The sequence below is a fragment of the Pseudomonas sp. AC252 genome, assembly GCF_979258105.1.
Map to the genome: position 1 here is coordinate 1840601 of NZ_OZ409837.1, position 23278 is coordinate 1863878.

17 protein-coding genes and 2 pseudogenes are annotated in these 23278 nt (G+C 60.7%); 10 read left to right on the top strand and 9 right to left on the bottom strand.

Features of this window, described 5'->3' with window-relative positions; translation table 11 throughout:
* The first annotated feature begins 1 nt into the window (after position 1).
* A complete protein-coding gene (locus ACZZZ4_RS08620) occupies positions 2 to 313 on the top strand; it encodes a hypothetical protein (RefSeq protein WP_463547626.1) in 312 nt (103 codons plus the stop codon).
* Here the strand turns inward: ACZZZ4_RS08620 and pdxR are convergent.
* Positions 270 to 1819 (bottom strand): annotated as a pseudogene (gene pdxR / locus ACZZZ4_RS08625) (MocR-like pyridoxine biosynthesis transcription factor PdxR). The gene ACZZZ4_RS08620 and the pseudogene pdxR overlap by 44 nt on opposite strands.
* Before the next feature lie 92 nt (positions 1820 to 1911).
* Between pdxR and ACZZZ4_RS08630 the strand changes: the two are divergent.
* From ACZZZ4_RS08630 to ACZZZ4_RS08640, 3 genes are read left to right on the top strand one after another with little or no spacing between them, the layout of a single operon-like run.
* Positions 1912 to 2535 carry an FMN-binding negative transcriptional regulator gene (locus ACZZZ4_RS08630; RefSeq protein WP_129997980.1) on the top strand — a complete coding sequence of 208 codons (624 nt, stop codon included), beginning with the start codon at positions 1912 to 1914 and terminating at the stop codon, positions 2533 to 2535.
* Positions 2536 to 2545: 10 nt separating this feature from the next.
* Positions 2546 to 2992: an N-acetyltransferase family protein gene (locus ACZZZ4_RS08635; RefSeq protein WP_463547627.1), complete on the top strand. Its 447-nt coding sequence runs from the start codon at positions 2546 to 2548 to the stop codon at positions 2990 to 2992.
* 12 nt (positions 2993 to 3004) lie between these two features.
* A complete protein-coding gene (locus tag ACZZZ4_RS08640) occupies positions 3005 to 3676 on the top strand; it encodes a GNAT family N-acetyltransferase (RefSeq protein WP_463547628.1) in 672 nt (223 codons plus the stop codon).
* Between the two features lie 121 nt (positions 3677 to 3797).
* Here ACZZZ4_RS08640 and ACZZZ4_RS08645 read toward each other — a convergent pair whose 3' ends face one another.
* Complete coding sequence (locus ACZZZ4_RS08645; RefSeq protein ID WP_463547629.1) at positions 3798 to 4700, bottom strand: homocysteine S-methyltransferase family protein; 903 nt, start codon at positions 4698 to 4700, stop codon at positions 3798 to 3800.
* Positions 4701 to 4813: 113 nt separating this feature from the next.
* On the opposite strand from ACZZZ4_RS08645, the gene ACZZZ4_RS08650 reads away from it, so the two are divergent.
* The gene (locus tag ACZZZ4_RS08650) at positions 4814 to 5632 is read left to right on the top strand and encodes an ABC transporter substrate-binding protein (RefSeq protein ID WP_463547630.1); all 819 of its coding nucleotides are present in this window, start codon (positions 4814 to 4816) and stop codon (positions 5630 to 5632) included.
* Positions 5629 to 6465 carry an amino acid ABC transporter permease gene (locus tag ACZZZ4_RS08655; RefSeq protein WP_041476583.1) on the top strand — a complete coding sequence of 279 codons (837 nt, stop codon included), beginning with the start codon at positions 5629 to 5631 and terminating at the stop codon, positions 6463 to 6465. The genes ACZZZ4_RS08650 and ACZZZ4_RS08655 overlap by 4 nt, the downstream gene beginning before the upstream one ends.
* A gap of 7 nt (positions 6466 to 6472) precedes the next feature.
* Here the strand turns inward: ACZZZ4_RS08655 and ACZZZ4_RS08660 are convergent, their stop codons facing one another.
* A complete protein-coding gene (locus ACZZZ4_RS08660) occupies positions 6473 to 6751 on the bottom strand; it encodes a helix-turn-helix domain-containing protein (RefSeq protein WP_039757273.1) in 279 nt (92 codons plus the stop codon).
* Positions 6748 to 8084: pseudogene (locus ACZZZ4_RS08665) on the bottom strand (HipA domain-containing protein). The gene ACZZZ4_RS08660 and the pseudogene ACZZZ4_RS08665 overlap by 4 nt, the downstream one beginning before the upstream one ends.
* Positions 8085 to 8453: 369 nt before the next feature.
* On the opposite strand from ACZZZ4_RS08665, the gene ACZZZ4_RS08670 reads away from it, so the two are divergent.
* Positions 8454 to 10643, top strand: coding sequence for an autotransporter family protein (locus ACZZZ4_RS08670; RefSeq protein ID WP_463547631.1), 2190 nt, complete (start codon positions 8454 to 8456; stop codon positions 10641 to 10643).
* Positions 10644 to 10853: 210 nt separating this feature from the next.
* Here the strand turns inward: ACZZZ4_RS08670 and oadA are convergent, their stop codons facing one another.
* Positions 10854 to 12662: a sodium-extruding oxaloacetate decarboxylase subunit alpha gene (oadA, locus tag ACZZZ4_RS08675; protein ID WP_039757270.1), complete on the bottom strand. Its 1809-nt coding sequence runs from the start codon at positions 12660 to 12662 to the stop codon at positions 10854 to 10856.
* Positions 12663 to 12762: 100 nt separating this feature from the next.
* Positions 12763 to 14178, bottom strand: coding sequence for an acetyl-CoA carboxylase biotin carboxylase subunit (locus ACZZZ4_RS08680; protein ID WP_463547632.1), 1416 nt, complete (start codon positions 14176 to 14178; stop codon positions 12763 to 12765).
* Between the two features lie 190 nt (positions 14179 to 14368).
* On the opposite strand from ACZZZ4_RS08680, the gene ACZZZ4_RS08685 reads away from it, so the two are divergent.
* Positions 14369 to 15331, top strand: coding sequence for a LysR family transcriptional regulator (locus ACZZZ4_RS08685; protein WP_039757269.1), 963 nt, complete (start codon positions 14369 to 14371; stop codon positions 15329 to 15331).
* Here the strand turns inward: ACZZZ4_RS08685 and ACZZZ4_RS08690 are convergent.
* The 3 genes from ACZZZ4_RS08690 to ACZZZ4_RS08700 all read right to left on the bottom strand — a co-directional run bounded on the left by ACZZZ4_RS08690 (position 15273) and on the right by ACZZZ4_RS08700 (position 19577).
* Positions 15273 to 15476, bottom strand: a complete 204-nt coding sequence (locus ACZZZ4_RS08690) for a PA3496 family putative envelope integrity protein (RefSeq protein ID WP_080769340.1) — start codon at positions 15474 to 15476, stop codon at positions 15273 to 15275. The two genes, ACZZZ4_RS08685 and ACZZZ4_RS08690, sit on opposite strands and share 59 nt — an antisense overlap.
* Before the next feature lie 233 nt (positions 15477 to 15709).
* On the bottom strand, positions 15710 to 16576 hold the full coding sequence (hexR, locus tag ACZZZ4_RS08695; protein ID WP_007962240.1) for a transcriptional regulator HexR: 867 nt from the start codon (positions 16574 to 16576) through the stop codon (positions 15710 to 15712).
* Positions 16577 to 16703: 127 nt separating this feature from the next.
* Positions 16704 to 19577 carry a putative bifunctional diguanylate cyclase/phosphodiesterase gene (locus ACZZZ4_RS08700; protein WP_463547633.1) on the bottom strand — a complete coding sequence of 958 codons (2874 nt, stop codon included), beginning with the start codon at positions 19575 to 19577 and terminating at the stop codon, positions 16704 to 16706.
* A gap of 257 nt (positions 19578 to 19834) precedes the next feature.
* Between ACZZZ4_RS08700 and uvrD the strand changes: the two genes are divergently transcribed.
* Together uvrD and ACZZZ4_RS08710 are read left to right on the top strand one after the other, a co-directional pair.
* The gene (uvrD, locus tag ACZZZ4_RS08705) at positions 19835 to 22018 is read left to right on the top strand and encodes a DNA helicase II (RefSeq protein ID WP_039757262.1); all 2184 of its coding nucleotides are present in this window, start codon (positions 19835 to 19837) and stop codon (positions 22016 to 22018) included.
* 289 nt (positions 22019 to 22307) lie between these two features.
* Positions 22308 to 23183: a Tim44 domain-containing protein gene (locus tag ACZZZ4_RS08710; protein ID WP_039757261.1), complete on the top strand. Its 876-nt coding sequence runs from the start codon at positions 22308 to 22310 to the stop codon at positions 23181 to 23183.
* Positions 23184 to 23278 lie beyond the last annotated feature (95 nt).

A 23278-nucleotide genomic window follows, 5' to 3' on the forward strand; every position in this document is an offset into this window, starting at 1 on the left:
CGTGACCCGGCGGCCCATCCGACACCGCCAGCATGATTTCCTCGACGAGTACCGAATTCGTGATGCTCACAATGACAAGGTCCTGTGCTACGCCCATTTTCACTACAGCAGCGCCGACGCGCCTGATCCATCGTTCATTCGCGGGCATATGAAAACCGTCGCCCAACAACGGATGGGCGGCGCCTACGAGCCCAGCCAGCCGAGCAACCAGCAACTGATTGAAATCCATCGCAGCGAAATTTCCAGTCGCTCGGCCGAAGCGTTGTTCTTCAACCTCGCCAAACCTGTCGCAAGCGCGCCAGTGCCGCTGTGATCGCAGACTCCGGCACAGCGGCAAAACCCAGCACCAGGCCGGCGCGCTGGGCCATCGGTGTAGTCGAGTCCGGCAACCAGTAACTGCTCAAGCCGTTGATTTCGACATCGACCTCAGCGGCCTGAGCGATCAATTGCTGCTCGCGCTCGATGCTGTCCACGGCGACGGTCAAGTGCAGCCCGGCCGGCACGGCGGGCAGTTGACCGACGCCGGCGACCGTCGGCCAGCCTTCGAGCAGGCAGTTGCGCCGGCTCAGCGCAGCCCGGCGCATGCGGCGGATATGCCGCTGGAAGTGTCCGGCAGCCATGAACTCGGCCATCACCGCTTGGGTGCTGACCTCCGAGTGCCGCACATCGACGGCGCGGCGTTGCGCGAACGCGTCGACCAGCGCTGGTGGCAGCACCAGATAACCGAGGCGCAGCGCCGGAAAAGCGACTTTGCCGAACGTACCGACGTAGAGCACACGACCCTGACGATCAAGTGCCGCCAACGGCGCCAGCGGTGCGCCGGTGTAGCGGTACTCGCCATCGTAATCATCCTCGACGATCCAGCCACCGACACGCTCGGCCCAGGCGAGCAACTCCAGACGCCGGGCCAGGCTCATCACCACGCCGGTCGGGTACTGATGGGACGGCGTGACGTAAGCCACCCGACAATCGCTGAGCTGAGCCATGGCGCTGCAGTCGATGCCATCGCTGTCTACCGCCACCCCATGCAATTTCGCCCCCGCTACAGCGAAGGCATGCCCGGCCGCGCGATAGCCCGGATTCTCGATCTCCACGCCGTCCCCAGGCTCGACCAGCAACTGTGCACAAAGGCTGATGCCCTGCTGCGCGCCACTGGTGATCACAATTTGCTCAGCCGTGCACTGCATGCCGCGGGAACTGCGCAAATAAGCGGCGATCATGCCGCGCAGTCGTGCATCGCCGGCCGGATCGCCGTAACACAGTTGCTGCAGATCCGGTTTACGCCAGAAAGCCGCGTTCAGCTTGGCCCAGACCTCGAACGGAAACAGATCGAATGCCGGCACGCCCACCCGAAAAGCGCGCGGCGGACCGCTCGGTGGTCGCGGCAAATGATGCTTTTCGATGCGGGAAAATCCGTCGCTGTGGATAACTTTGCTGGATGGATTCACAGGTAAATCCAGCCAATTTGTGGATAAGGCTGTGGGTAAGCCTGTTGACAAGCCTGTGGATGAATTTGTGGATAGTTTTTCTTCGGCGTGGATGCCTGCACCAATTGCGCCACGTAAGTACCGTCGCCGACGCGTCCTTCGATAAAGCCTTCGGCATACAACTGATCGTAGGCGCGCACCACACTGTTGCGGGAAATGCCCAGCGCCGCGGCCAGGTCACGGCTGGCCGGCAATCGCGTGCCGCTAACGAGGCGCCTATCAAGCACCCGCTGGCGCAAGGCCTGATAGAGCTGGCGGCTCAGGCCCTGACGGCGATCGAGTTCGATTCCGGCCGGATTGAAAGGCATCGACAGCGGCGGTAGTTCAGGCATGGCAATGGACCTATGAAATGGCTCATCAATGGCTCTTACAACGGACCAATAGCCTGCCTAGGATGCAGGCATTCGCCAAGGAAAATCTGTCCATGTACACGCCAAGCGCCTTTGCCATCGAAGACTTGTCCCAACTGCACGAACTGATACTCGCCACGCGCCTGGCCATTCTCGTCAGCCACGGTGCGAGCGGCCTGCAAGCCAGCCACGTGCCGGTGCTGCTGCATCGCGAACAGGGTGAGTACGGCACGCTCTATGGCCATCTGGCCAAGGCCAATCCGCAGTGGAAGGACCTGCGGGACGGCGCCGAGGCGATGCTGATCTTTGCCGGACCAGACGCCTACGTCAGCCCGAGCTTCTACCCGAGCAAAGCCGAGCACGGCAAGGTCGTGCCGACCTGGAACTATATCGCCGTGCACGCCTACGGCCATGCCGAAACCTTCAGCGATGGCGGGCGCCTGCTCGATATCGTCAGCACCCTCACTGACCGTCACGAAGCGGGCCGTGCCCAGCCATGGTCGGTCGATGATGCACCGGCCGATTACATTGATGGCATGCTCAAGGCCATTGTCGGTTTTGCCATTCCCATCGACCGCCTCGAGGGCAAACGCAAGCTCAGCCAGAACCGCAGCGCCGAAGATATCGCCGGCGTGCGCGACGGCCTTGCCGCCAGCCCCGACGCCAACGACCAGACCCTCGCCCGCTTGATGCGCTAAGGAAACCCGCATGACCCAGATCGACATTCGCCCGGTCAGCGCCAATGACCACGCCACCTGGCTGCCCCTGTGGCAGGCCTACCTGCGCTTCTACAATACCGAGCTGCCAGACGCCGTCACCCATAGCACCTGGCAGCGCTTTCTCGACCCGAACGAACCGACCCACGCCACCCTCGCCTGGGCCGAGGGCAAAGCGCTGGGCATGGTGCACTACATCTATCACCGCTCGAACTGGAGCGTCGAAAATTCCTGCTATCTCCAGGATCTGCTGGTAGTACCCGAGTCCCGTGGCACTGGAGTCGGCCGGCTGTTGATCGAGCATGTCTACGCTACCGCCAAGGCCGATGGCTGCTGCAAAGTCCACTGGCTGACCCACGAAACCAATGCAACGGCGATCCAGCTCTACGAGCGCATCGCTGAACGCCCGGGCTTCATCCAGTTTCGTAAAGCCCTTTAAGGAGACGCGCACATGACCGCTTCACTCGCTGACTGGAAAGGCGTCCCCGCCCCCTCCGCCACGCTGCTCGAAGGCCGCTTCATTCGCCTGGAAAAACTCGACCCGGCGCGCCATGCCGATCAACTCTTCGCCGCCCTCGAAGGGCCAGGGGCTGATCCGAAACTCTGGGATTACTTGCCTTACGGGCCGTTTCCCGAGCGCAGCGCGTTCAACGATTGGCTGAACAATCATGCGGCCAACAGCGACCCTTATTTTTTCAGCGTCGTCGACCGTGCGACGGGTCAGGTCCAAGGCATCCTCAGCCTGATGTCGATCGTCCCGGCCCAGGGCCGCATCGAAATCGGCCACGTCACTTTCGGTGCGCCAATGCAACGCTCGCCGAAAAGCACCGAGGCGGTGTACCTGCTGGCCAAGTACTCGTTCGAGCTGGGATACCGGCGCCTGGAATGGAAGTGCAACAACGGCAACGCCCGCTCCAAATACGCGGCCGAGCGTCTGGGCTTCAGCTTTGAAGGCGTGTTCCGCCAGCACATGGTGGTCAAGGGGCAGAACCGCGACACCGCGTGGTATTCGATTCTGGATGCGGAATGGCCGGCGATTGGTGCCGGGTTCGAGCGCTGGCTGAGCGATGAAAACCAGACCCCAGCTGGCCAGGTGAAAGGCTTGGCCGAGTGCCGTAGCTGATCGTCACAAAGCCCCTGTGGGAGCGAGCCTGCTCGCGAAGGCGGTTTGTCAGTCACCGCAAATATTGACTGACTGACCGCTTTCGCGGGCAGGCTCGCTCCCACAATTGGCGGGGTCTGGCTTAACGACGCAGCTCCTGCGCCAGCACCGCAATATGCTCCGGGCCGATCCCGCAGCAGCCACCCAGATGACTGGCGCCGCGCTGTTGCCAGTCCAGCGCCCAGTGCAGATACCCCGGCGGATCGAGATCGTCACGCAACGGGTCGAGCCCGTCGTTGGCCGTGGCTTCTTTCGGTTGCGGAGGAAACGCGTTGGCATACGCGCCGATATCGATCTTCACACCGAGACGCTCGAACGTTGCGCGCGCTGCGTCGATGGCCGCGCCAATCACTTCCGGCTGACTGCAATTGAACAGCAGGGTTTCGACGCCGAGTTCAGCCGCCACCGCAGCCGCTTCGGCTACCGGCTCACCGGAGCGCAGGCGCGGCACTGCATCGGTGTCTTCATCTTTGAGGGTGAACGACAGCCAGAACGGTTTGCCGTCCTTCGGCAACCCGGCGTGAATGGCCCGCGCCTCGACAATCGAACTCTGGGTTTCCGCCAGCCATAGATCAACGTGCGGGGCCAGCCCCTTGATCAGCGGCGTCAGCAATTCGCTTACCCGATCCGCTTCGAACAGGTCCGGACGGTACGAGCCGAACAGCGGCGGCAACGAACCGGCAACACGCACTGGCTTGCCCGATGCCTGCACGGCCCGCCGCGCCAACTCCCCAGCCAGTGCCGCAAGCGCCTGGCCTTCAGCCGCAAAGCGCGCCTCGCCAATGTGAAACGGCACCACCGCGTAACTGTTGCTGGTGATCACGTCCGCGCCGCTGTTGATGTAAGCGGCATGCACCGCCTCGACCGCCTGCGGCGCTTCACTCAGCGCCAGTGCCGACCACTCCGGTTGGCGAAACGGCGCGCCGGCGCGTTGCAACTCGCGGCCCATGCCGCCATCGAGAATGACCCTGTTCGCTGCGCCCATATGCTTTTCACTCATATGCTTATGAAAATAACTCACTATCAGAGTCGTTCTTATAACTATTTAATACGCACCACTCGGTTAATAACAACCTCTTTTTTCAACAGGGATCGACTGTGAAATTCCAACCGCTATTGGCCCTGGGCCTGACCATTCTGGCCTCCACCCAAGCCTTCGGCGGCGCGACGCTGGACCGTGTCGAGCAGAAAAAAGAGCTGGTCGGTGTGCTGATGGAGAGTTATCCGCCCTTCTCGTTTCTCAATGAGCAGAATCAACTCGACGGTTTCGATGTCGACGTTGCCAAAGCGGTGGCGGACAAGCTTGGCGTCAAACTGCGTCTGGAAACGCCGTCCTGGGATGTGATCGCCGCCGGCCGCTGGAGCGGGCGCTACGACATCTGCATCTGCTCGATGACCCCGAGCAAGGCCCGCGCCGAAGTGTTCGACTTCCCGGTCGAGTACTACGCTTCGCCAGCGGTGATTGTGGTCAATGCCAAGGACGATCGCATCCACAGCGCCAAGGACCTGAGCGGCAAAAAGGTCGGCCTGACCAGCGCCTCCAGCTACGAAAGCTATCTGAACAAGAATCTGATCATCGAAGGCGCCGAGGATACCCAGTTGGAGTATCCGTTCGAGGATGTGCAGATCGCTCCGTACGACACCGACAACGTCGCCTTCCAGGATCTGGGCCTGGGCGCCGGCGTGCGCCTGGATGCGATCCTCACCAATCTGGTCACCGCGCAGCCGCGCCTGAACCAGGACCAGCGTTTCAAACTGGCCGGCGAACCGCTCTACTCGGAACCCAACTCGGTGGCCATCGAAAAGGGTGACCCGCAGTGGGACGCCAAGGTACGCGAGGTGTTTGCCCAGCTGAAACAGGACGGCACCCTGAGCAAGCTGTCGCAGAAATGGATCGGCGCCGATATCAGCCAATGACTTCCTTTCCGACCCCGCCACAGCCACCGCAACCGGTGGCTGAGACACGCCTGCAAAAGCTCTTCGGTTTCCGTACGCGCCTTTATCTGACCTGGGCTGCGCTGTTCTGCCTGTTCGCCGGATTCTTTCTCAGCTTCGACCTGAAGTTCGCGATCATCCTCGACAAGTTGCCCAACCTGGTCGGCCTGAAGCTGGCGCCGAACGGATTTCTGCAAGGCGCAGCGCTGACGCTGTTCCTCTGCGCCTGCTCGATCATCGCCTCCTCGCTGCTGGGTTTCATCACCGCCCTGGCGCGCCTGTCGAACAGCGCCGTGGCGTTCGGCATCGCCAGTTTCTACACCTCGTTCTTTCGCGGCACGCCGCTGCTGATCCAGATCCTGCTGATCTACCTCGGCCTGCCGCAACTGGGCATCGTCCCCGGCGCCATCGTCGCCGGCATCATTGCCCTGTCGCTGAATTACGGCGCGTACCTGAGCGAAATCTTCCGCGCCGGGATCCTCGGCGTCGATCACGGCCAACGCGAAGCCTCCCTGGCGCTGGGTCTGCGCGAAAGCGTGATCTTCTGGCGCATCACCCTGCCCCAGGCCATGCGCACCATCATCCCGCCGACCACCAACCAGTTCATCTCGATGCTCAAGGACTCGTCGCTGATCTCGGTGATGGGCGTCTGGGAAGTGATGTTTCTCGCCCAGTCATATGGGCGCTCAAGTTATCGCTACATCGAAATGCTCACCACGGCGGCGATCATCTACTGGCTGATGTCGATCGGGCTGGAGCTGATTCAGGCACGGATGGAGCGGCATTACGGCAAGGCGTATGTGCGGCGTAGTTGAGGTGCATTCAAATGGTGTCCCGGCGTATTCGCACAACGCCCATTTTCATGCCGAAGGGGCGGAACACCGCGTTCAGCGACTTCAGGGTCTGATTGCCTTCGCCATGTTCGATATGCACCAGCGTGCGCACTGAAATCTTGCACATCTTCGCGAACTGAGTCTGATGCAGACCGGTGACTTCGACCCGTAAACGGCGCACGGCGTCACCGATTTCCAGAGTGCCTTCGGCCAGCGCTTGCTGAATGCTTTCGATGAGCGCCGTGCGCTCGAGGACGGTCAGACTCATTGCAGGTCCCACTCTTTCAAACGTTGCTCGAGGTTTTTCAGGTGAACGCTCGGGTGATTCATGGTTCTGGCGGGCAAACCGCTGGCTGCAAGAATATCCGGCAGTGCGGCCAGACGGCGGGCATCCGCGCGCAGGCCTTCGAACAGCGCTGAGGCATCCAGCCCCGTCAACGATTCGTGCGGATCCGCGCTATCGGCCAATACGCGGCAGGCACCTCGCCAATCGACATCTCCCGCCCGCTCCAACTCTTTTGGCCACTTGGTCGTACGAGTCACGCCTTCGTCATCCATGACCATCGGGGCGAGGTCATAAATAGGCGCGAGCTGGAAAGCGTTCTCTTGCCGGATAATCGCCGTGTTACGACCGTGGTTATCGGAGTTTCCGAGGATTTTATTGATCAGGTCGCGACGCAGATAATCGGCGACGAGGCTGGGAATCTGGCTGGCCTGACCCGCTTTGCGCCAGAGCCCGGCGAGCATGCGGATCACTTCCAGATGATTCATGGCACTGCCTGGCGTCGTCACTCCAGCCAGCGAATAAACCGATTCGACGGCGAAACGCGACACCGCCCCATCTTTCACTTGTCGATCAAAACGCCGCATCCACACACTCGGTTTGCTCGCCTCTTCCAAGGCCAGGCCTTCCGCCGCGACCGTTTCGATGCCCAGTGTCTGCAGCGCTTTGTAGTAATGGAATTCGCTGCGCAGGATGTCCTGGTCGGTCTGCCCGCCCCTGTTTCTGGCGAATTTCACGAACCAGTGCTGTCGCACTTCTTCATCGTCCAATACCGCATCGGGATACAGAAGCCCGGCACTGTTCTCTTCGGAGCTTCACCACCTGCCCCCGTCGCGCCACCGATGGCCGCGCCCAGCTCGTAGGCATATTCAAGAAAGCGATTGTCGCGGCTAATGACCTCCTCGCGCTTGAATCCGATCGGCTTCCTTTCATCGACTGCTTCCGCCGATTCCTTTATTCGCATGTTGCCAATGGGGGCCGGTGTACTGCGGCCCAGCAGAAACAGATCGGCGCTGATCTCGGCGGGTCTTTCCTGACCCAGGAGGGCAAGTAGAAACCGCTTGGCTGCGCCTGCCGGTGCGATGTCGTGGACAAAGGCTGGCGTCTTCGCGCGCCGACCTTCCCAATCCAGCGGATACAGGGCACTCACGGCTTGGGAAAAAGGCGACCCGATCAACTCAATGTTTTCCACCAGATAGTCCGCTTCATAGCCAAAACTGCAGCGGCTTTCGAAGCCTTTTTCCGGATTATCGAAATCAAGAATCATCGCGTCGTGCCATTGCCCGGCGGTGAAGATCTGGAGTGTCAGGCTGTACATGTTGATTCCATGTGCATTTTAATGCAGTTAAACGAGGAAAAATTCCCATAACATGCAATATAGTGCATCCAAGCAGTCTTGTGCGCAGGAATATCTGCAACAAAATGCAGATTAGCATTCCCATGTGGCTGGCTGAACGCAAATTAATGCAGTTAAGGGTCTGACGTGCCACCGGTGAAGGTTCTTCAACGGGAGAAAGCCGTAGGAAAAAGAACAGCCACCACTGCGCAAAAGCTCTGTTTTGTGAAAACCAGTGAGGATTTTCTACACAACGATCCGATGTCGCCTGCGTGGATGCGGGAAGCGGCCGACATCGGTTTTTTCGGGCAGCAATAGAGTTGGGTCTTCTCGATAAGGAGGTCGAACTTGATGCCCACTCAACACCTATTCGCACCAAAACACTTGGCTCTGGCTATTTCATTGGCAATGGGTGGCGTAGCGCTGGCTAACGCCGAGCAATCCACTGAAGCAATAGAGCAGCCCCCAAGCATGGAAACGACGGAGCAGCCCGAAACCAACCCCAGGCAACAGGCGATGGAACGGCTACAGGGTTTTCTCACCGACGCGAGCACGGTACCGATAACCTTTACGACACCGGAAACCTTGTTCAAAGGGACTGACGTCAACGACTTGATTACTCTAACCGACGGCGCAAGCTTCACGGGTCGGCTGGATGGCGGCAAGGGCGATAATGTGTTGTTCCTTAATGCTGCGGATGGCGGCACGTTGAACGACACGCGCAACTTCAATGGGTTATTCGTCGCCCAAGGCAACTGGACGCTGAGCTCCAAAGGCGATTTCCATGAAGGTGTTCTGGTCAACAGCGGTGGAGCGTTGACCAACCTCGGCAGCATCAAGGGCGATGTGTATGTCCAGAATGGCGGCAGTTTCGCCGGTAAAGGCACGGTGGGAAATCTTGAGGTGGGTGGGCTGCTCACCGTCAATGCAGCGCTTGGCGCACCGCGAGTGAAAGGTAATTTGCACTTGGCGCCTGGTGCCGATTTGTCTTACGAGGTCACTCCCGCTGGTGGTCAGACGATCAAGGTCGATGGTACAGCCCAACTCGAAGGTGCCACCCTGAAAATTGTTTCGGCTCCCGGTGAATATCCGCAGAGCAGCCAATACAAAATCATTGAGGCCCGAGAGGTAAAAGGCGAATTCGGCAGGATAGAGAACGATCTGGCCTATATGACCGCCACAGCTCAATACAACAAGAAGTCGGTTGGACTGACTTACGCTCGCAATGGTGAACCGCTTCAAAGCCTCGCTCTTACAGAAAATGCAGGCGAACTTGCAGGCAGTATTATCGAGCCAGAGCAGCCGACTTCTCCCGCTGTACCGATCGCGACAACGCCCGCTCCAGCTTCAATGAGAGCGGTGATAGCAGCTCCAGCCCCTGCCCTGACCTCAGTTGCGACCTTGATTGAAGACTCCGCATCGGTGGAATCATCGATACCCAACGAAATCGTAACTGCACAAACCACCGCACAGCCCACGTCCGAGCCTGCAAAGCCCATCAACACCGCCGTCGCGGCGCTGCTGATCAGTGACAAAGCCACGGCTCCGATCGCGCTCGATCAACTCGCCGCCGGCAGCAATGCCAATCTCGCCAAAGCCACACTGAGCAGTGTCACGCCGGTCAGTGCGAGCATGCTCTCGGCGATGCGCCAACTGGACAACCGTTCCGGCTCTACTGACGGCTCGCGCAGTTCAACTCATCAGGCCTCGGGCAGCGAAGGCTCCGGGCGGGTGTGGTTTCAGGCATTGGGCCACGGCGGCAAGATTGACCGCGACGCCGACGGCATCCTTCAACATGCCACTCAAGGGCTGGTCATGGGCGCTGACTGGCGACTCGACGAGCACTGGCATGTCGGCCTGCTCGGCGGCAAATCGCAGACGAAACTCGATGCCCGCCAGTACGACGGCGACCTCGACAGCTGGCACCTCGGCGCCTACGCCGTGCGTCAGGATGGCCCGCTATCGCTGCGTCTCGGCGCTACCTACGCCAGCCATGACGGCAGCAGCACACGGCGGGTAGCGTTCAAGGGTTTCAGCGATCGTCTCAAGGGCAATTACGACGCCAATACTCAGCAAGCATTTGCCGAGGCCGGGTTCAACCTGGGCCGCAACAACGTGACCCTCGAACCCTTCGCCAGCCTCGGCTATCAGCGTTATCAGCGCGACAGCTACAACGAAAAAGGAGGCGACGCGGCATTGAAAGTCTACGGCCAGACCCGCGACAACTTCAGCAGCACCTTCGGTCTGCGGGTTGCGCAGGTCAACACGCTGGATAACGGCATGCATTTGACTCCGCGATTGAGCGCCGGCTGGAAACATACTTTCGACGAGATCGACAGCGACACTCGCCAACAACTGCTCAAGGGGGGCAAGCGTTTCGAAGTGACCGGCGCGGCACTGGATAGGAACGCTCTGTCGGTGGATGCGGGGGTCGATCTTGGTATTTCAGCGGCGCACACGCTGGGCGTGGGCTTGACGGGTGAGCTGGGCAACGACAGCCGAACATATGGCGTAGCGGGTCAATGGCGCATGGCGTTCTGATGGATTAAGCACGCTCCCGATGTAGGAGTGAGCCTGCTCGCGATAGCGGTGGATCACTTGCAGATGATGTTGGCTCGTCCGACGCATTCGCGAGCAGGCTCGCTCCCACATCGGCTCCTCAAGCGAGCTGAGAAATATCGAAAATCACAGGCAAAAAAAGGGGAGCACCTGCTCCCCCGAGGTTTAAAGCGTTGGATCGCGACTGTTATCTCAGCCTTCGATCTCGACGAGGATTTCGCCCGGGTTGACCCGGTCGCCCTTGGCCACATGAATCGCGGTGACCTTGCCGGCAATGGCGGCCTGGACTTCGGTTTCCATCTTCATCGCTTCGGTGATCAGTACCGCCTGGCCCGCCTTGACGGTGTCGCCCTCCTTGACCAGCACATCGACGATGTTGCCGGGCATGGTGGTGCTGACGTGGCCTGGCGCCGAGGCCTGTTTGCGTTTGCTGCTGCCACCGCCGACGAACTCGTTGAGCGGTTCGAACACCACTTCTTCCGGCATGCCATCGATGGACAGATAGAAGTGGCGCTTGCCTTCGGCCTTGACGCCGACACCGGTGATATCGACGCGGTAGGTTTCGCCGTGGACGTCGATGACGAACTCGGTCGGCACGCCCTCGCCGCCTGCCGAAGCAACGGCACCTGCTTCCGGGATCGGCAACAGCACTTCCGGCGTAAGAGTGCCGGCGGCGCGTTCTTCGAGGAACTTGCGGCCGATGTCGGGGAACATGGCGAAGGTCAGTACGTCTTCTTCGGACTTGGCCAGTGCGCCGATATCGGCACGCAGCTTGGTCATTTCCGGCTTGAGCAGATCGGCCGGGCGCACGTCGATGACGTCTTCGCTGCCGATCGCCTGACGCCGCAGCTTTTCATTGACCACGCCCGGCGCCTTGCCGTAGCCGCCCTGCAGATACAACTTCACTTCGTTGGTGATGGTCTTGTAGCGCTCGCCGGCCAGTACGTTGAAGAACGCCTGGGTGCCGACGATTTGCGAGGTCGGGGTCACCAGCGGCGGGAAGCCGAGGTCTTCACGTACGCGCGGGATTTCTGCGAGCACTTCGCCCATGCGATTCAGAGCGCCCTGCTCTTTCAACTGGTTGGCGAGGTTGGAGATCATCCCGCCCGGCACCTGGTTGACCTGCACACGGGTGTCGACGGCGGTGAATTCGCTTTCGAACTGGTGGTACTTCTTGCGCACGGCATAGAAGTACAGGCCGATTTCCTGGAGCAGCTCCAGATTCAGGCCGGTGTCGTACTCGGTGCCCTTGAGCGCGGCAACCATCGACTCTGTGCCCGGATGGCTGGTGCCCGAGGCGAAGCTGGAGATTGCGGTGTCGATGTGGTCGGCGCCGTTTTCGATCGCCTTGAGCTGGCACATGGCGGCCAGGCCGGCGGTGTCGTGGGAGTGGATGAACACCGGCAGCGACTGCTCGGCTTTCAACGCGCGCACCAGTTCACCGGTGGCATACGGGGTCAGCAGACCGGCCATGTCCTTGATCGCCACCGAGTCGCAACCCATGGACTCCATTTGCTTGGCCTGGGTGACGAAAGCATCGATGGTGTGCACCGGACTGGTGGTATAGGCGATGGTGCCCTGTGCGTGTTTGCCGGCAGCCTTCACCGCTTCGATGGCCACGCGCAGGTTACGCACATCGTTCATCGCATCGAAAATGCGGAACACGTCGATGCCGTTCACCGCTGCTTTGGCGACGAAAGCTTTGACCACGTCGTCGCTGTAATGGCGATAGCCGAGCAGATTCTGCCCGCGCAGGAGCATTTGCAGACGGGTGTTGGGCAACGCCGCACGCAGTTGGCGCAGGCGCTCCCACGGGTCTTCCTTGAGAAAGCGCACACAGGCGTCGAACGTCGCGCCGCCCCAGCATTCCAGCGACCAGTAGCCGACCTTGTCGAGCTTGTCGCAGATCGGCAGCATGTCTTCGGTGCGCATGCGGGTGGCGAGCAGCGATTGGTGAGCGTCGCGCAGGATGGTGTCGGTAACGAAGATCTTCTTAGTCATTGGTATCTCCTCATAGCGGCAAGCTTCAAGCTACGAGCTGCAAGAAAAGCCAATCTGCTTTTACTTGCCGCTTGCAGCTGAAAGCTCGCAGCTGCTTCATTCATAGGCCTGCGTGGGCGGCGATGGCGGCGGCGATGGCCAGGGCCAGCTCTTCGGGTTTGCGCTTGATCGAGTAGTTGGTCAGTTCCGGGTGGCTTTCAACGAAGCTGGTGTTGAACTGGCCGCTACGGAATTCCGGGTTGAGCAGGATTTCCTGGTAGTAGGCGGCGGTGGTCTTCACGCCCTGCAGACGCATGTCGTCGAGGGCGCGCAGGCCACGGTCCATCGCCTCTTCCCAGGTCAGTGCCCAAACCACCAGTTTCAGGCACATCGAGTCGTAGAACGGTGGAATGGTGTAGCCGGTGTAGATCGCCGTGTCGGTGCGCACGCCCGGGCCGCCGGGGGCGTAGTAACGGGTGATCTTGCCGAAACTCGGCAGGAAGTTGTTCTTCGGGTCTTCGGCGTTGATACGGAACTGCAACGCAAAGCCACGGTGCTGGATGTCTTCCTGCTTCACTGATAGCGGCAGGCCGGAAGCGATGCGAATCTGCTCGCGGACGATGTCGATGCCGGTGATTTCTTCGGTGATGGTGTGTTCCACCTGCACCCGCGTGTTCATTTCCATGAAGTACACCTCGCCCTCGGCGAGCAGGAACTCCACGGTACCGGCGTTCTCGTAACCCACAGCCTTGGCCGCACGCACCGACAGGTCGCCGATGTAGGCGCGTTGTTCCGGGGTCAGCTGCGGGCTGGGCGCGATCTCGATCAGCTTCTGGTTGCGGCGCTGGATCGAGCAGTCACGCTCGAACAGGTGCACGACGTTGCCAAAGCTGTCGCCAAGGATCTGCGCTTCGATGTGCTTGGGATTGACGATGCATTTTTCCAGGAACACTTCCGCCGAACCGAACGCCTTGGTGGCTTCGGAGATGACCCGGGGGAAGTTCTGTTCGAGTTCTTCGCGGCTGTTGCAGCGACGGATACCGCGACCGCCACCACCAGAGGTGGCCTTGAGCATCACCGGGTAACCGATGCGGTCGCCTTCGACCAAGGCTTCTTCGATGCCGGAGACATTGCCCTCGGTACCGGGCGTCACCGGTACGCCGGCCTTGATCATGCTGCGCCGCGCTTCGGTCTTGTCGCCCATGCGCCGGATGACTTCCGCCGACGGGCCGATGAATTTGATACCGCGCTCGGCGCAGATTTCCGCCAGCTCGGCGTTTTCCGACAGGAAACCGTAGCCGGGGTGCAGCGCATCGCAGCCGGTTTCCACCGCCAGGTTCACCAGCTTGCGCGGGTTCAGGTAGCCGGCCAGCGGCTCGGCTCCGACGCTGTGGGCCTCGTCCGCACGCTTCACATGCAAGGCATGACGATCGGCATCGGAGAAAATCGCAACCGAGCGAATGCCCATTTCGGCGCAGGCTCGTACGATTCGTACGGCAATCTCACCACGGTTGGCGATCAGGATCTTTTTTATCACTTGGAGGTTCCCTTGAGCCGGTGGCACCACGACCTGCTAGACCCAGGTCGACGCGTGACCAAATGTTTCAATTCGGTCGCAGGTCCACACTAGCGCTGCCAAGGGATTAACAAAAATGAATAATAATTGGGTCATGCATAAGTAAACACTTATAGTCGAAATATCCGACCGCCAACCGAGCCCGAATAATATGCGTAAGTCATTGATGCGTATGACCTTGCGTCAACTGCAAATCTTCAATGAAGTGTGCGATCTGCGCTCCTACAGCCGCGCCGCCGAGGAAATGTCCCTCACACAACCGGCCGTCAGCCTACAGATTCGTCAGCTTGAAGAGCTGATCGGCCAGCCGCTATTCGATTATGTCGGCAAAAAACTCTACATGACCGAGGCGGCGGAAGCGCTTCAACGTGCCAGTCGCGACATTTTCGGGCGCCTGGAAAACCTCGATATGCAACTGTCGGACATGCAGGGATCACTGCAGGGCCAACTGAAACTGGCAGTGGAATCGAGCGCCAAATATTTTGTGCCGCACCTGTTCGCTGCGTTCAAGCGCCAGCATCCGGAAGTCAATTTGCAGCTGACCGTGGTCAACCGTGGCCAAGTCATTCGCCGTCTCTCGGACAACCGCGATGATCTGGTGATCATGTCGATGGTGCCGCAGGACATGGGCCTGGAGTTTCTGCCGTTTCTGAACAATCCGATTGTCGCCGTGGCGCGCCCGGATCACCCGCTGGCGCACATGGGCCCGTTGCGCTTGCAGGATCTCGAGCCGTATACGCTGCTGATCCGCGAGCCAGGCTCGGGCACGCGTCTGGCCTGCGAGGAATACTTCAAGGAAAAGCGCGTGCACTTCACCCAGACCCAGGAAGTGGCGTCCGCCGAAGCCCAGCGCGAATGCGTGTTGGCGGGTCTGGGCCTGGCGCTGTTGACGCGCCACGCCCTGAACCTGGAGCTGGCGACCGGCGGCCTGGTCGAGCTGCCGGTCGAAGAGTTGCCGCTGATGCGCAGCTGGTGTCTGGTGCAGGCCAAAGCCAAACGGCTGTCACCGGTGGCGCACGCCTTCCTGGCGTTTATCCGCAGCGAACGGGCGCAGATTATTGCGTTGGTTGAGCGTTTCGACGGGAAGCTGCGGGCGCTGCCTGCCAGTGAGTGATCTCGGGAAAATCGCCGATCTCGGCCTGAAGCTGGCGAAGTTCGAAGCGATCTTCAATTGCGCGGCGAAATTCCATGCGGCGCTGATCTTCCTGCTGACGACGGGTTTTCGCGGCGCTGTTGCGTTCTTCGTAGGGCTGAGCCATTTCGAGTCTCCCAGGGCGAGTACGGGAGTTTCACGATAGGCGTGGGGGATGACGGTTTGGCTGCGCCGGGATGACAATGTGATGAAATGTGCGCAGGGATGTGCTGTTGTTGAAGACGCTTTCGCGAGCAGGCTCGCTCCCACATTTGATCCCGTTATGACCCAGAATTTATGTTCTCAGGAGATCCCCTGTGGGAGCGAGCCTGCTCGCGAACAAGGTCGGAACGACCTTGCTCAATCATCCAGGGCTTTCACGGCTTTTGGAGACAAACGCAAACTGCGCAGACTGCGCTTGACGCTCTTGAGGTGATTGACCAGGCTCGGCCCGCGCGCCATGGCCACGCCCATCGCCAGAACGTCGATCACCACCAGGTGGGCGATACGCGAAGTCAGTGGTGTATAGATTTCGGTGTCTTCATGTACATCGATCGCGAGGTTCACCGTCGACAACTCCGCCAATGGCGTCTGGCTCGGGCACAGGGTGATCAGCGATGCCCCGCTCTCGCGAACAAGGTTTGCGGTGATCAACAAATCCTTTGAACGCCCCGACTGGGAAATACAGATCGCCACATCGGTGGGCTTCAGCGTCACCGCTGACATCGCCTGCATGTGCGGGTCGGAATACGCCGCCGCGGTCAACAGCAAACGAAAGAACTTGTGCTGTGCATCCGCCGCCACCGCACCGGAAGCACCGAAGCCGTAGAACTCGACACGCTGCGCTTGGGACATCAGCGTCACTGCGCGCTGCAACTCCACCGGGTCGAGTTTCTCGCGCACTTCCATCAGGGTGTGCAGCGTGGTGTCGAAAATCTTCAGGCTGTAGTCGGCGACGGAGTCGTCTTCGTGGATCGCGAACTGGCCGAAGCTGGCACCGGCGGCCAGGCTTTGCGCCAGTTTCAGTTTGAGATCCTGAAAGCCGGAACAACCGATCGCGCGGCAGAAGCGCACGATGGTCGGCTCGCTGATACCGACGCTGTGAGCCAGGTCGGCCATGGAACTGTGCATCACTGCCGCAGGGTCAAGCAGCACGTGGTCGGCGACCTTGAGCTCCGACTTGCGTAACAGGTGACGTGACTGGGCGATGTGTTGCAGCAGATTCAAGGGGCTGGACTCTTCTTGTGGGCAAGGATGTAGCAAGCTTGTAGTTATACTACATGAATGGGCATTTTGCCTGCTCAAAGCGTAACTCGATGTCCCGGCATCAGGCACGCTGAGCTGTATGTAGCCCTTACTGCGGATTTCCCTGATCGCGCAAAAGCCCGGCCAGACTGGCAGCGTCCACCGGCCGGCTGATCAGATAACCCTGCACCTCGTCGCAACGCTCCACGCGCAGAAATTCCAGCTGATCCTGCCGCTCAACGCCCTCTGCCACGACTTTCAGCGCCAGCCCGTGAGCCATAGCGATGATCGCGCGAGTGATCGCAGCGTCCGCACTGCCGACGCTCAAGCCGCGAATGAACGCCTGATCGATCTTCACGTAATCCACCGGAATTCGCTTGAGGTAACTCAACGAGGAATAACCGGTACCGAAATCATCGATCGCCAGTTTCACCCCCAGATCGCGCAGTTGCTGGAACGTCGCAATGATGTGTTCGACGCTGTCGAGCAAATGGCTTTCGGTCAATTCGAGCTCAAGGCAGTGCGGCGCCAGCCCGGTTTCTTCCAGCACCTGCCGCACCAGAGTGACCAGCTTGCCCTGGCGCAGCTGATGCACCGACAGGTTCACCGACACGCGGATCGGCGCCAGGCCCTGGCGCTGCCATTCGCACGCCTGCCAGCACGCCTGACGCAAAACGAATTCACCGATCGGCCCGATCAGACCGGTCTCCTCGGCGAGGCCAATGAAATCCGCCGGCGGCACCTGGCCCATGCTCGGATGATCCCAGCGCACCAGCGCTTCAGCGGCATTCAGGCGACCGCTCTGCAGGCACAGTTTCGGTTGGTAGAACACGGTCAGCTGCCGTTCCTCAATAGCCCTGCGCAAGTGGTTTTCCAGCTGCAAGCGTTCGAGTGTGCTGGCCTGCAAGCTGTCGGTGAAGAACTGGAAATTGTTGCCGCCCAGATGTTTGGCGTGCTGCATGGCCATGTTCGCCTGGCTGACCAGCGCTGAAATCTCCCGCGCATTGTCCGGCAACAGGCTGATGCCCATGGAAGCGCTGACCACCAGTTCATGCCCGTCGACACTCAGCGGCAAACGCAGCTTGGCCGACAACCGCGTCGCCACCCGCGCCAGGCTCGACAGATTGCCGTAGGCATCGAACAGCACGGCAAATTCGTCACCGGACAGGCGCGCAATGGTGTCGGCTTCCGGCAAGGCATTGACCAGCCGCCGCGCCATCTTCTGCAGCAGCTGATCGGCGACTTCATGGCCGAGGCTGTCATTGAGCAATTTGAAGCGATCAAGATTGATGTGCAGCAACGCCAGACTGCGGCGCCCGCCCTGCCGCACCCGCTGATGGGCTTCGTGCAGACGCTCGCGGAACAGTGAGCGGTTGGCCAGGCCAGTGAGCTCGTCGTAATGAGTCAGATAGCGCATGCGCTCTTCCGAGGCACGCCGCGCTGAGAGATCGGCGAAGAAGCCGACGATATGGCTGACATTGCCGCGACTGTCGCGCACCGCATTGAGCTGCAGCCACTGCGGGTACAGCTCACCATTCTTGCGGGTTTCCACCAGCTCACCCTGCCAACTGCCGTACTGCTCCAGCGCATGACGGATCGCCACGTAGTGACGACGGGCATCGCGGCTGCACGGCAACTCGACGACGTTGCGCCCAAGCATGTCGTCGATCTCATAACCGCTGACACGGCTGAACGCTTGGTTGATCGCAATCAGCGCGTAGTCCGGGTCGAGAATCACGATGCCTTCGCTGGCTGCTTCGAACACCGTCGCCGCCAACCGCTGCTGCTCTTCGAGGTTTTTGCTGGCGCTGATATCGCGGCGGGTGCCGACCATGCGGATCACCCGGCCGCTGGCGCTGCGCTCCACGGCGCGACCACGGTCCTCGATCCACACCCAGTGGCCGTCGCCGTGGCGCAGGCGATATTCGACCTGATAATCCTCGGTGCGCCCTTTCAAATGCTCGACCAGGGCGAACTTGAGTGACGGCACGTCTTCGGGGTGCAGTCGCGGCTTGAGGTCGCGCAGCAGCGCGGTGACGTATTCCGGGGCGAGGCCGAACAGTTCCTGAATCTGCGTGTGATGGACTTCGTCGGTCTGCAGGTTCCAGTCCCACAGCCCGAGCTCACTGGCCTTGAGCGCCAGCGCCAGGCGCGCTTCGCTTTTGCTCAGGGCCTGATTGGCCGCATCCAGTTCGCGGCTGCGCTGGGCCACGCGATTTTCAAGATCAACCTGTGCTTCACGCAATTGCGCTTCGGCACAGCGGCGCTGTTCGATCTCTTTGCCCAGCTCCTGATTGAGTTGTTCGCTGCGCGTTTGTGCTTGCTGCAAATGCTCGATCAGGTGCTGATTCTGAAAACGCCGGAGCAAGCCGCGATCAATCAGCCGATTGACCTGCCACGCCACCACGCTCAACGAACCGAGCAGGATCAGCCCCAGCCAGCCCCAGCCCCGGGCCTGATCGTCGCCGCCCCAGAACAGGTAGCCGATCGCTGGCAGCAGGCACGGCAAGGTAAACGAGAGGAACGCCGGCAGGCTCACCGCGTAGGCGACACTGGCCGACAGCGTCGCCGCGCCGATCAGGCCGAACACCCAGGCTTGCTGAATGAAATTGTCGGCGGGTACCAGAGCGATACCGGCTCCAGCCAGCGTCAGGCCGGTCATGGTCGAACCGAGCAAGAACATGCGGAACCAGATCGGCTGGGCCTGGCGATCGGGAATCGCCGAATCGAACGCGGCCACCTGAATCACCCGCAACGCGACCAGCGACAGCAGCCAGACCAGCCAGACGCTGACCACGAAGTAGCGCTGCGGGCTCCAGAGCAGAGCGGCGCAGACCAGACCGTTAATCAACATGAACAGCGTGGGCAACAACGAGCCCTGATACAGCAGACGCGTGCGCTCCACCGCCATTTCGACGGCATAGTGCTTGCGGATTAGCCGGGGCTCCACGGAGGGGCCCGACAGTTCGGCGCTGAGGGTCATGGGCAACGTTCTTGTTCTTATAAGGAGGGCGTGCGCCCGAAACGTGCACGGAGCATACACAAGCCGATCCCGTTGCCAAACTGCCGCGGATCACAATTTCAGGGATTTTTTCCGCCGCTTGCGCATGGAGGCAAGCCCTCAAGCGAGACGGGCCGAAGCCTGCAGCCAATGACCGACCGGTCGTCATCGGCAGCACTTTCATCGGCTAATGCAACACGCGGTTTGCCCGGGCCTGCGGCGCACCCTAGAATGCCCCGATGCGCGATGATCTCTCCCTTCTGCTGAACTCCCTCAACGATGCCCAACGCCAGGCCGTAGCGGCCCCCGTTGGCCGTCAGTTGGTCCTGGCCGGCGCCGGTTCCGGTAAAACCCGAGTGCTGGTGCACCGTATCGCCTGGTTGATCCAGGTCGAAAACGCCTCACCCCACTCCATCCTGTCGGTGACCTTCACCAACAAGGCCGCTGCCGAGATGCGCCATCGCATCGAGCAGTTGCTGGGCATCAACCCGGCCGGCATGTGGGTCGGCACCTTCCACGGCCTCGCGCACCGCTTGCTGCGGGCGCATTGGCAGGAAGCGGGCCTGAGCCAGACCTTCCAGATTCTCGACAGCGATGACCAGCAGCGTCTGGTCAAACGGGTGATCCGCGAGCTGGGCCTGGACGAGCAACGCTGGCCGGCGCGACAGGCGCAGTGGTTCATCAACGGCCAGAAAGACGAAGGTCTGCGGCCGCAACACATTCAAGCCAGCGGCGACCTGTTCCTCGCCACCATGCGCGGCATCTACGAAGCCTACGAGGCAGCGTGCCTGCGGGCCGGCGTGATCGATTTCTCCGAACTGCTGCTGCGCGCCCTCGACCTGTGGCGTGATCACCCGGGCCTGCTGGCGCACTACCAAAAGCGCTTCCGGCATATTCTGGTCGACGAGTTCCAGGACACCAACGCCGTGCAGTACGCCTGGTTGCGCCTGCTCGGCAAGGGCGGCGACAGCCTGATGGTGGTCGGCGACGACGACCAGTCGATTTACGGCTGGCGCGGCGCGAAGATCGAAAACATTCATCAGTACTCTTCCGACTTCCCGGATTCCGAGACGATTCGTCTGGAGCAGAACTACCGCTCCACCGCTGGCATCCTCAAAGCCGCCAACGCGCTGATCGCCAACAACACCGGGCGTCTCGGTAAAGAGCTGTGGACCGACGGTGGCGACGGCGAAGCGATCAATCTGTACGCCGCGTTCAACGAACACGACGAAGCCCGTTACGTGGTGGAAACCATCGAAAGCGCGCTGAAAACCGGTCTGGCCCGTAGCGATATCGCCATTCTGTACCGCTCCAACGCCCAGTCGCGGGTGCTTGAAGAAGCCCTGCTGCGCGAGCGCATCCCGTACCGCATCTATGGCGGTCAGCGCTTCTTCGAACGCGCCGAAATCAAGAACGCCATGGCCTATCTGCGTTTGCTTGAAGGTCGCGGCAACGATGCGGCGCTGGAACGGGTGATCAACGTACCGGCCCGCGGCATCGGCGAAAAAACCGTCGAAGCGATTCGCGAACATGCGCGACACAGCGATGTGTCGATGTGGGAAGCGATGCGCCAACTGGTCGCCAACAAAGGCCTGACCGGGCGCGCCGCGAGTGCGCTCGGTGCGTTTATCGAACTGATCGAGAACCTCGCCGCCAAGTGCGCCGAGATGCCGCTGCACCTGATGACGCAAACCGTCATCGAGCAGTCCGGCCTCATCGCCTATCACGAAGCGGAAAAAGGCGAAAAAGGTCAGGCCCGGGTAGAAAACCTTGAGGAACTGGTCAGCGCCGCGCGCAACTTCGAAAACACCGAAGAGGACGAAGAACTGACGCCACTGGCGGCGTTCCTCGGCCACGCATCGCTGGAGGCCGGCGACACTCAGGCCGACGAGCACGAAGACAGCGTTCAGCTGATGACCCTGCACAGCGCCAAAGGCTTGGAATTCCCTTACGTGTTCCTCGTGGGCATGGAGGAAGGCCTGTTCCCGCACAAGATGAGCCTCGAAGAACCGGGGCGTCTCGAGGAAGAACGGCGCCTGGCTTACGTCGGTATCACCCGGGCGATGCAGAATCTGGTGATGACTTACGCAGAGACCCGCCGCCTGTACGGCAGCGAAACCTACAACAAGGTGTCGCGTTTCGTCCGCGAAGTGCCCAAAGGCCTGATTCAGGAAGTGCGCCTGTCCAACAGCGTCAGCCGTCCGTTCGGCGGCAACCAGTCGATGAGCGGCAGCAATCTGTTCAGCGGCAGCGAGATCCCGGAAACCGGTCTTGTGCTCGGTCAGGCTGTACGTCACTCGATCTTCGGCGAAGGGGTGATCCTCAACTTCGAAGGTTCCGGCGCCCAGGCCCGGGTGCAGGTGAACTTCAGCGAAGGCAGCAAGTGGCTGATGCTCGGTTATGCCAAGCTCGAGGCCATCTAACGCCCGGCTCGATTGCTTTTGTGTAGGAGTGAGCCTGCTCGCGATAGCGGTCTGTCAGTCACCAATGTGTAGCTGACACACCCTCATCGCGAGCAGGCTCACTCCTACAAGAGGCCCATATCTCTCTGAACCTATCGCCTTTTCCTACAGACAAAAGTACATCGGCTGATTGCCTCGCCAAGCTGAACGCGACCTGTCAGGCAAAAGCCCGAAACACTCTCTCGCTAGCCAGTAACACTTCAGCTGTGCAACATGGCGCGCGTGTCTCCACAAAACGGGAATACCCTTTATGAAACGTTTTCTTAGCATCGCCATGGCGTTGTGCATCGGCCTGACGATGAGCCTCGACGCCAACGCCAAGCGCTTTGGTGGTGGCAAAAGCGCCGGCGCTGCGCCGACGCACCAGACCAGCCAGATGGCTCCTTCTTCTCCTGGCGTGGGCGGCGCAGCAGCGACCGCTGGCGCTGCCGGTGCTGCTGGCGCCGCGGCCAAGGCCGGCGGTGCTTCGCGCTGGCTCGGCCCACTGGCGGGTATTGCCGCCGGTGGCCTGCTCGCATCGATGTTCATGGGCGACGGCTTCCAGGGCATGCAGATCTTCGACATCCTGATCATGGCCCTGATCGCGTTCGTGATCTTCCGCTTCATCGCCGCCCGTCGTCGCAAGCAGCAGGAGCAATTCGCTCCGGCCGGCGCGCCGATGCAGCGTGAAGTGTTCGAGCAGAAGCCTGCCGCCATGGGTTCGATCTTCGGTGGTTCGGCTGCTCCGGTTGCCGCCCGTCCAGTGATCAATGCACCGGCCTGGTTCAACGAACAGCGCTTCCTTGAAGCTGCGCGCAGCCACTTCCAGTCGCTGCAGCAGCACTGGGACGCCAACGAAATGGACAAGATCGCCGAGTTCGTGACCCCGCAAATGCTTGAGTTCCTCAAGCGTGAGCGTGCGGATCTGGGCGACGGCTTCCAGTCGACCTACATCGACAACCTGCAGGTGCAACTGGACGGCGTCGACGATCGTGCCGACAAGACCATCGCCACCCTGACCTTCACCGGCGTGTCGAAAACCTCGCGTTTCGACCAGGGCGAAGTGTTCAGCGAAAGCTGGAACATGGAACGTCCGCAGGGCGACAACCAGCCTTGGCTGGTCGCCGGTATCCGCCAGAACGGCTGATCCCTGCTGCGCTTCACTTGCGGTAACAGAACCCCGGCCTCGGCCGGGGTTTTTCATTTCACGGTTGCATCTATAGCGAGCTACTGTATAAACCG

What these genes read in the sequence shown, in the direction of transcription:
- ACZZZ4_RS08630 (WP_129997980.1), top strand. Translation starts at nt 1,912, where the DNA reads ATGTACACGCCAAGCGCCTTTGCCATCGAAGACTTGTCCCAACTGCAC.
- ACZZZ4_RS08635 (WP_463547627.1), top strand. Translation starts at nt 2,546, where the DNA reads ATGACCCAGATCGACATTCGCCCGGTCAGCGCCAATGACCACGCCACC.
- ACZZZ4_RS08640 (WP_463547628.1), top strand. Translation starts at nt 3,005, where the DNA reads ATGACCGCTTCACTCGCTGACTGGAAAGGCGTCCCCGCCCCCTCCGCC.
- ACZZZ4_RS08645 (WP_463547629.1), bottom strand. Translation starts at nt 4,700, where the DNA reads ATGGGCGCAGCGAACAGGGTCATTCTCGATGGCGGCATGGGCCGCGAG.
- ACZZZ4_RS08655 (WP_041476583.1), top strand. Translation starts at nt 5,629, where the DNA reads ATGACTTCCTTTCCGACCCCGCCACAGCCACCGCAACCGGTGGCTGAG.
- ACZZZ4_RS08660 (WP_039757273.1), bottom strand. Translation starts at nt 6,751, where the DNA reads ATGAGTCTGACCGTCCTCGAGCGCACGGCGCTCATCGAAAGCATTCAG.
- ACZZZ4_RS08670 (WP_463547631.1), top strand. Translation starts at nt 8,454, where the DNA reads ATGCCCACTCAACACCTATTCGCACCAAAACACTTGGCTCTGGCTATT.
- oadA (WP_039757270.1), bottom strand. Translation starts at nt 12,662, where the DNA reads ATGACTAAGAAGATCTTCGTTACCGACACCATCCTGCGCGACGCTCAC.
- ACZZZ4_RS08685 (WP_039757269.1), top strand. Translation starts at nt 14,369, where the DNA reads ATGCGTAAGTCATTGATGCGTATGACCTTGCGTCAACTGCAAATCTTC.
- ACZZZ4_RS08690 (WP_080769340.1), bottom strand. Translation starts at nt 15,476, where the DNA reads ATGGCTCAGCCCTACGAAGAACGCAACAGCGCCGCGAAAACCCGTCGT.
- ACZZZ4_RS08700 (WP_463547633.1), bottom strand. Translation starts at nt 19,577, where the DNA reads ATGACCCTCAGCGCCGAACTGTCGGGCCCCTCCGTGGAGCCCCGGCTA.
- uvrD (WP_039757262.1), top strand. Translation starts at nt 19,835, where the DNA reads ATGCGCGATGATCTCTCCCTTCTGCTGAACTCCCTCAACGATGCCCAA.
- ACZZZ4_RS08710 (WP_039757261.1), top strand. Translation starts at nt 22,308, where the DNA reads ATGAAACGTTTTCTTAGCATCGCCATGGCGTTGTGCATCGGCCTGACG.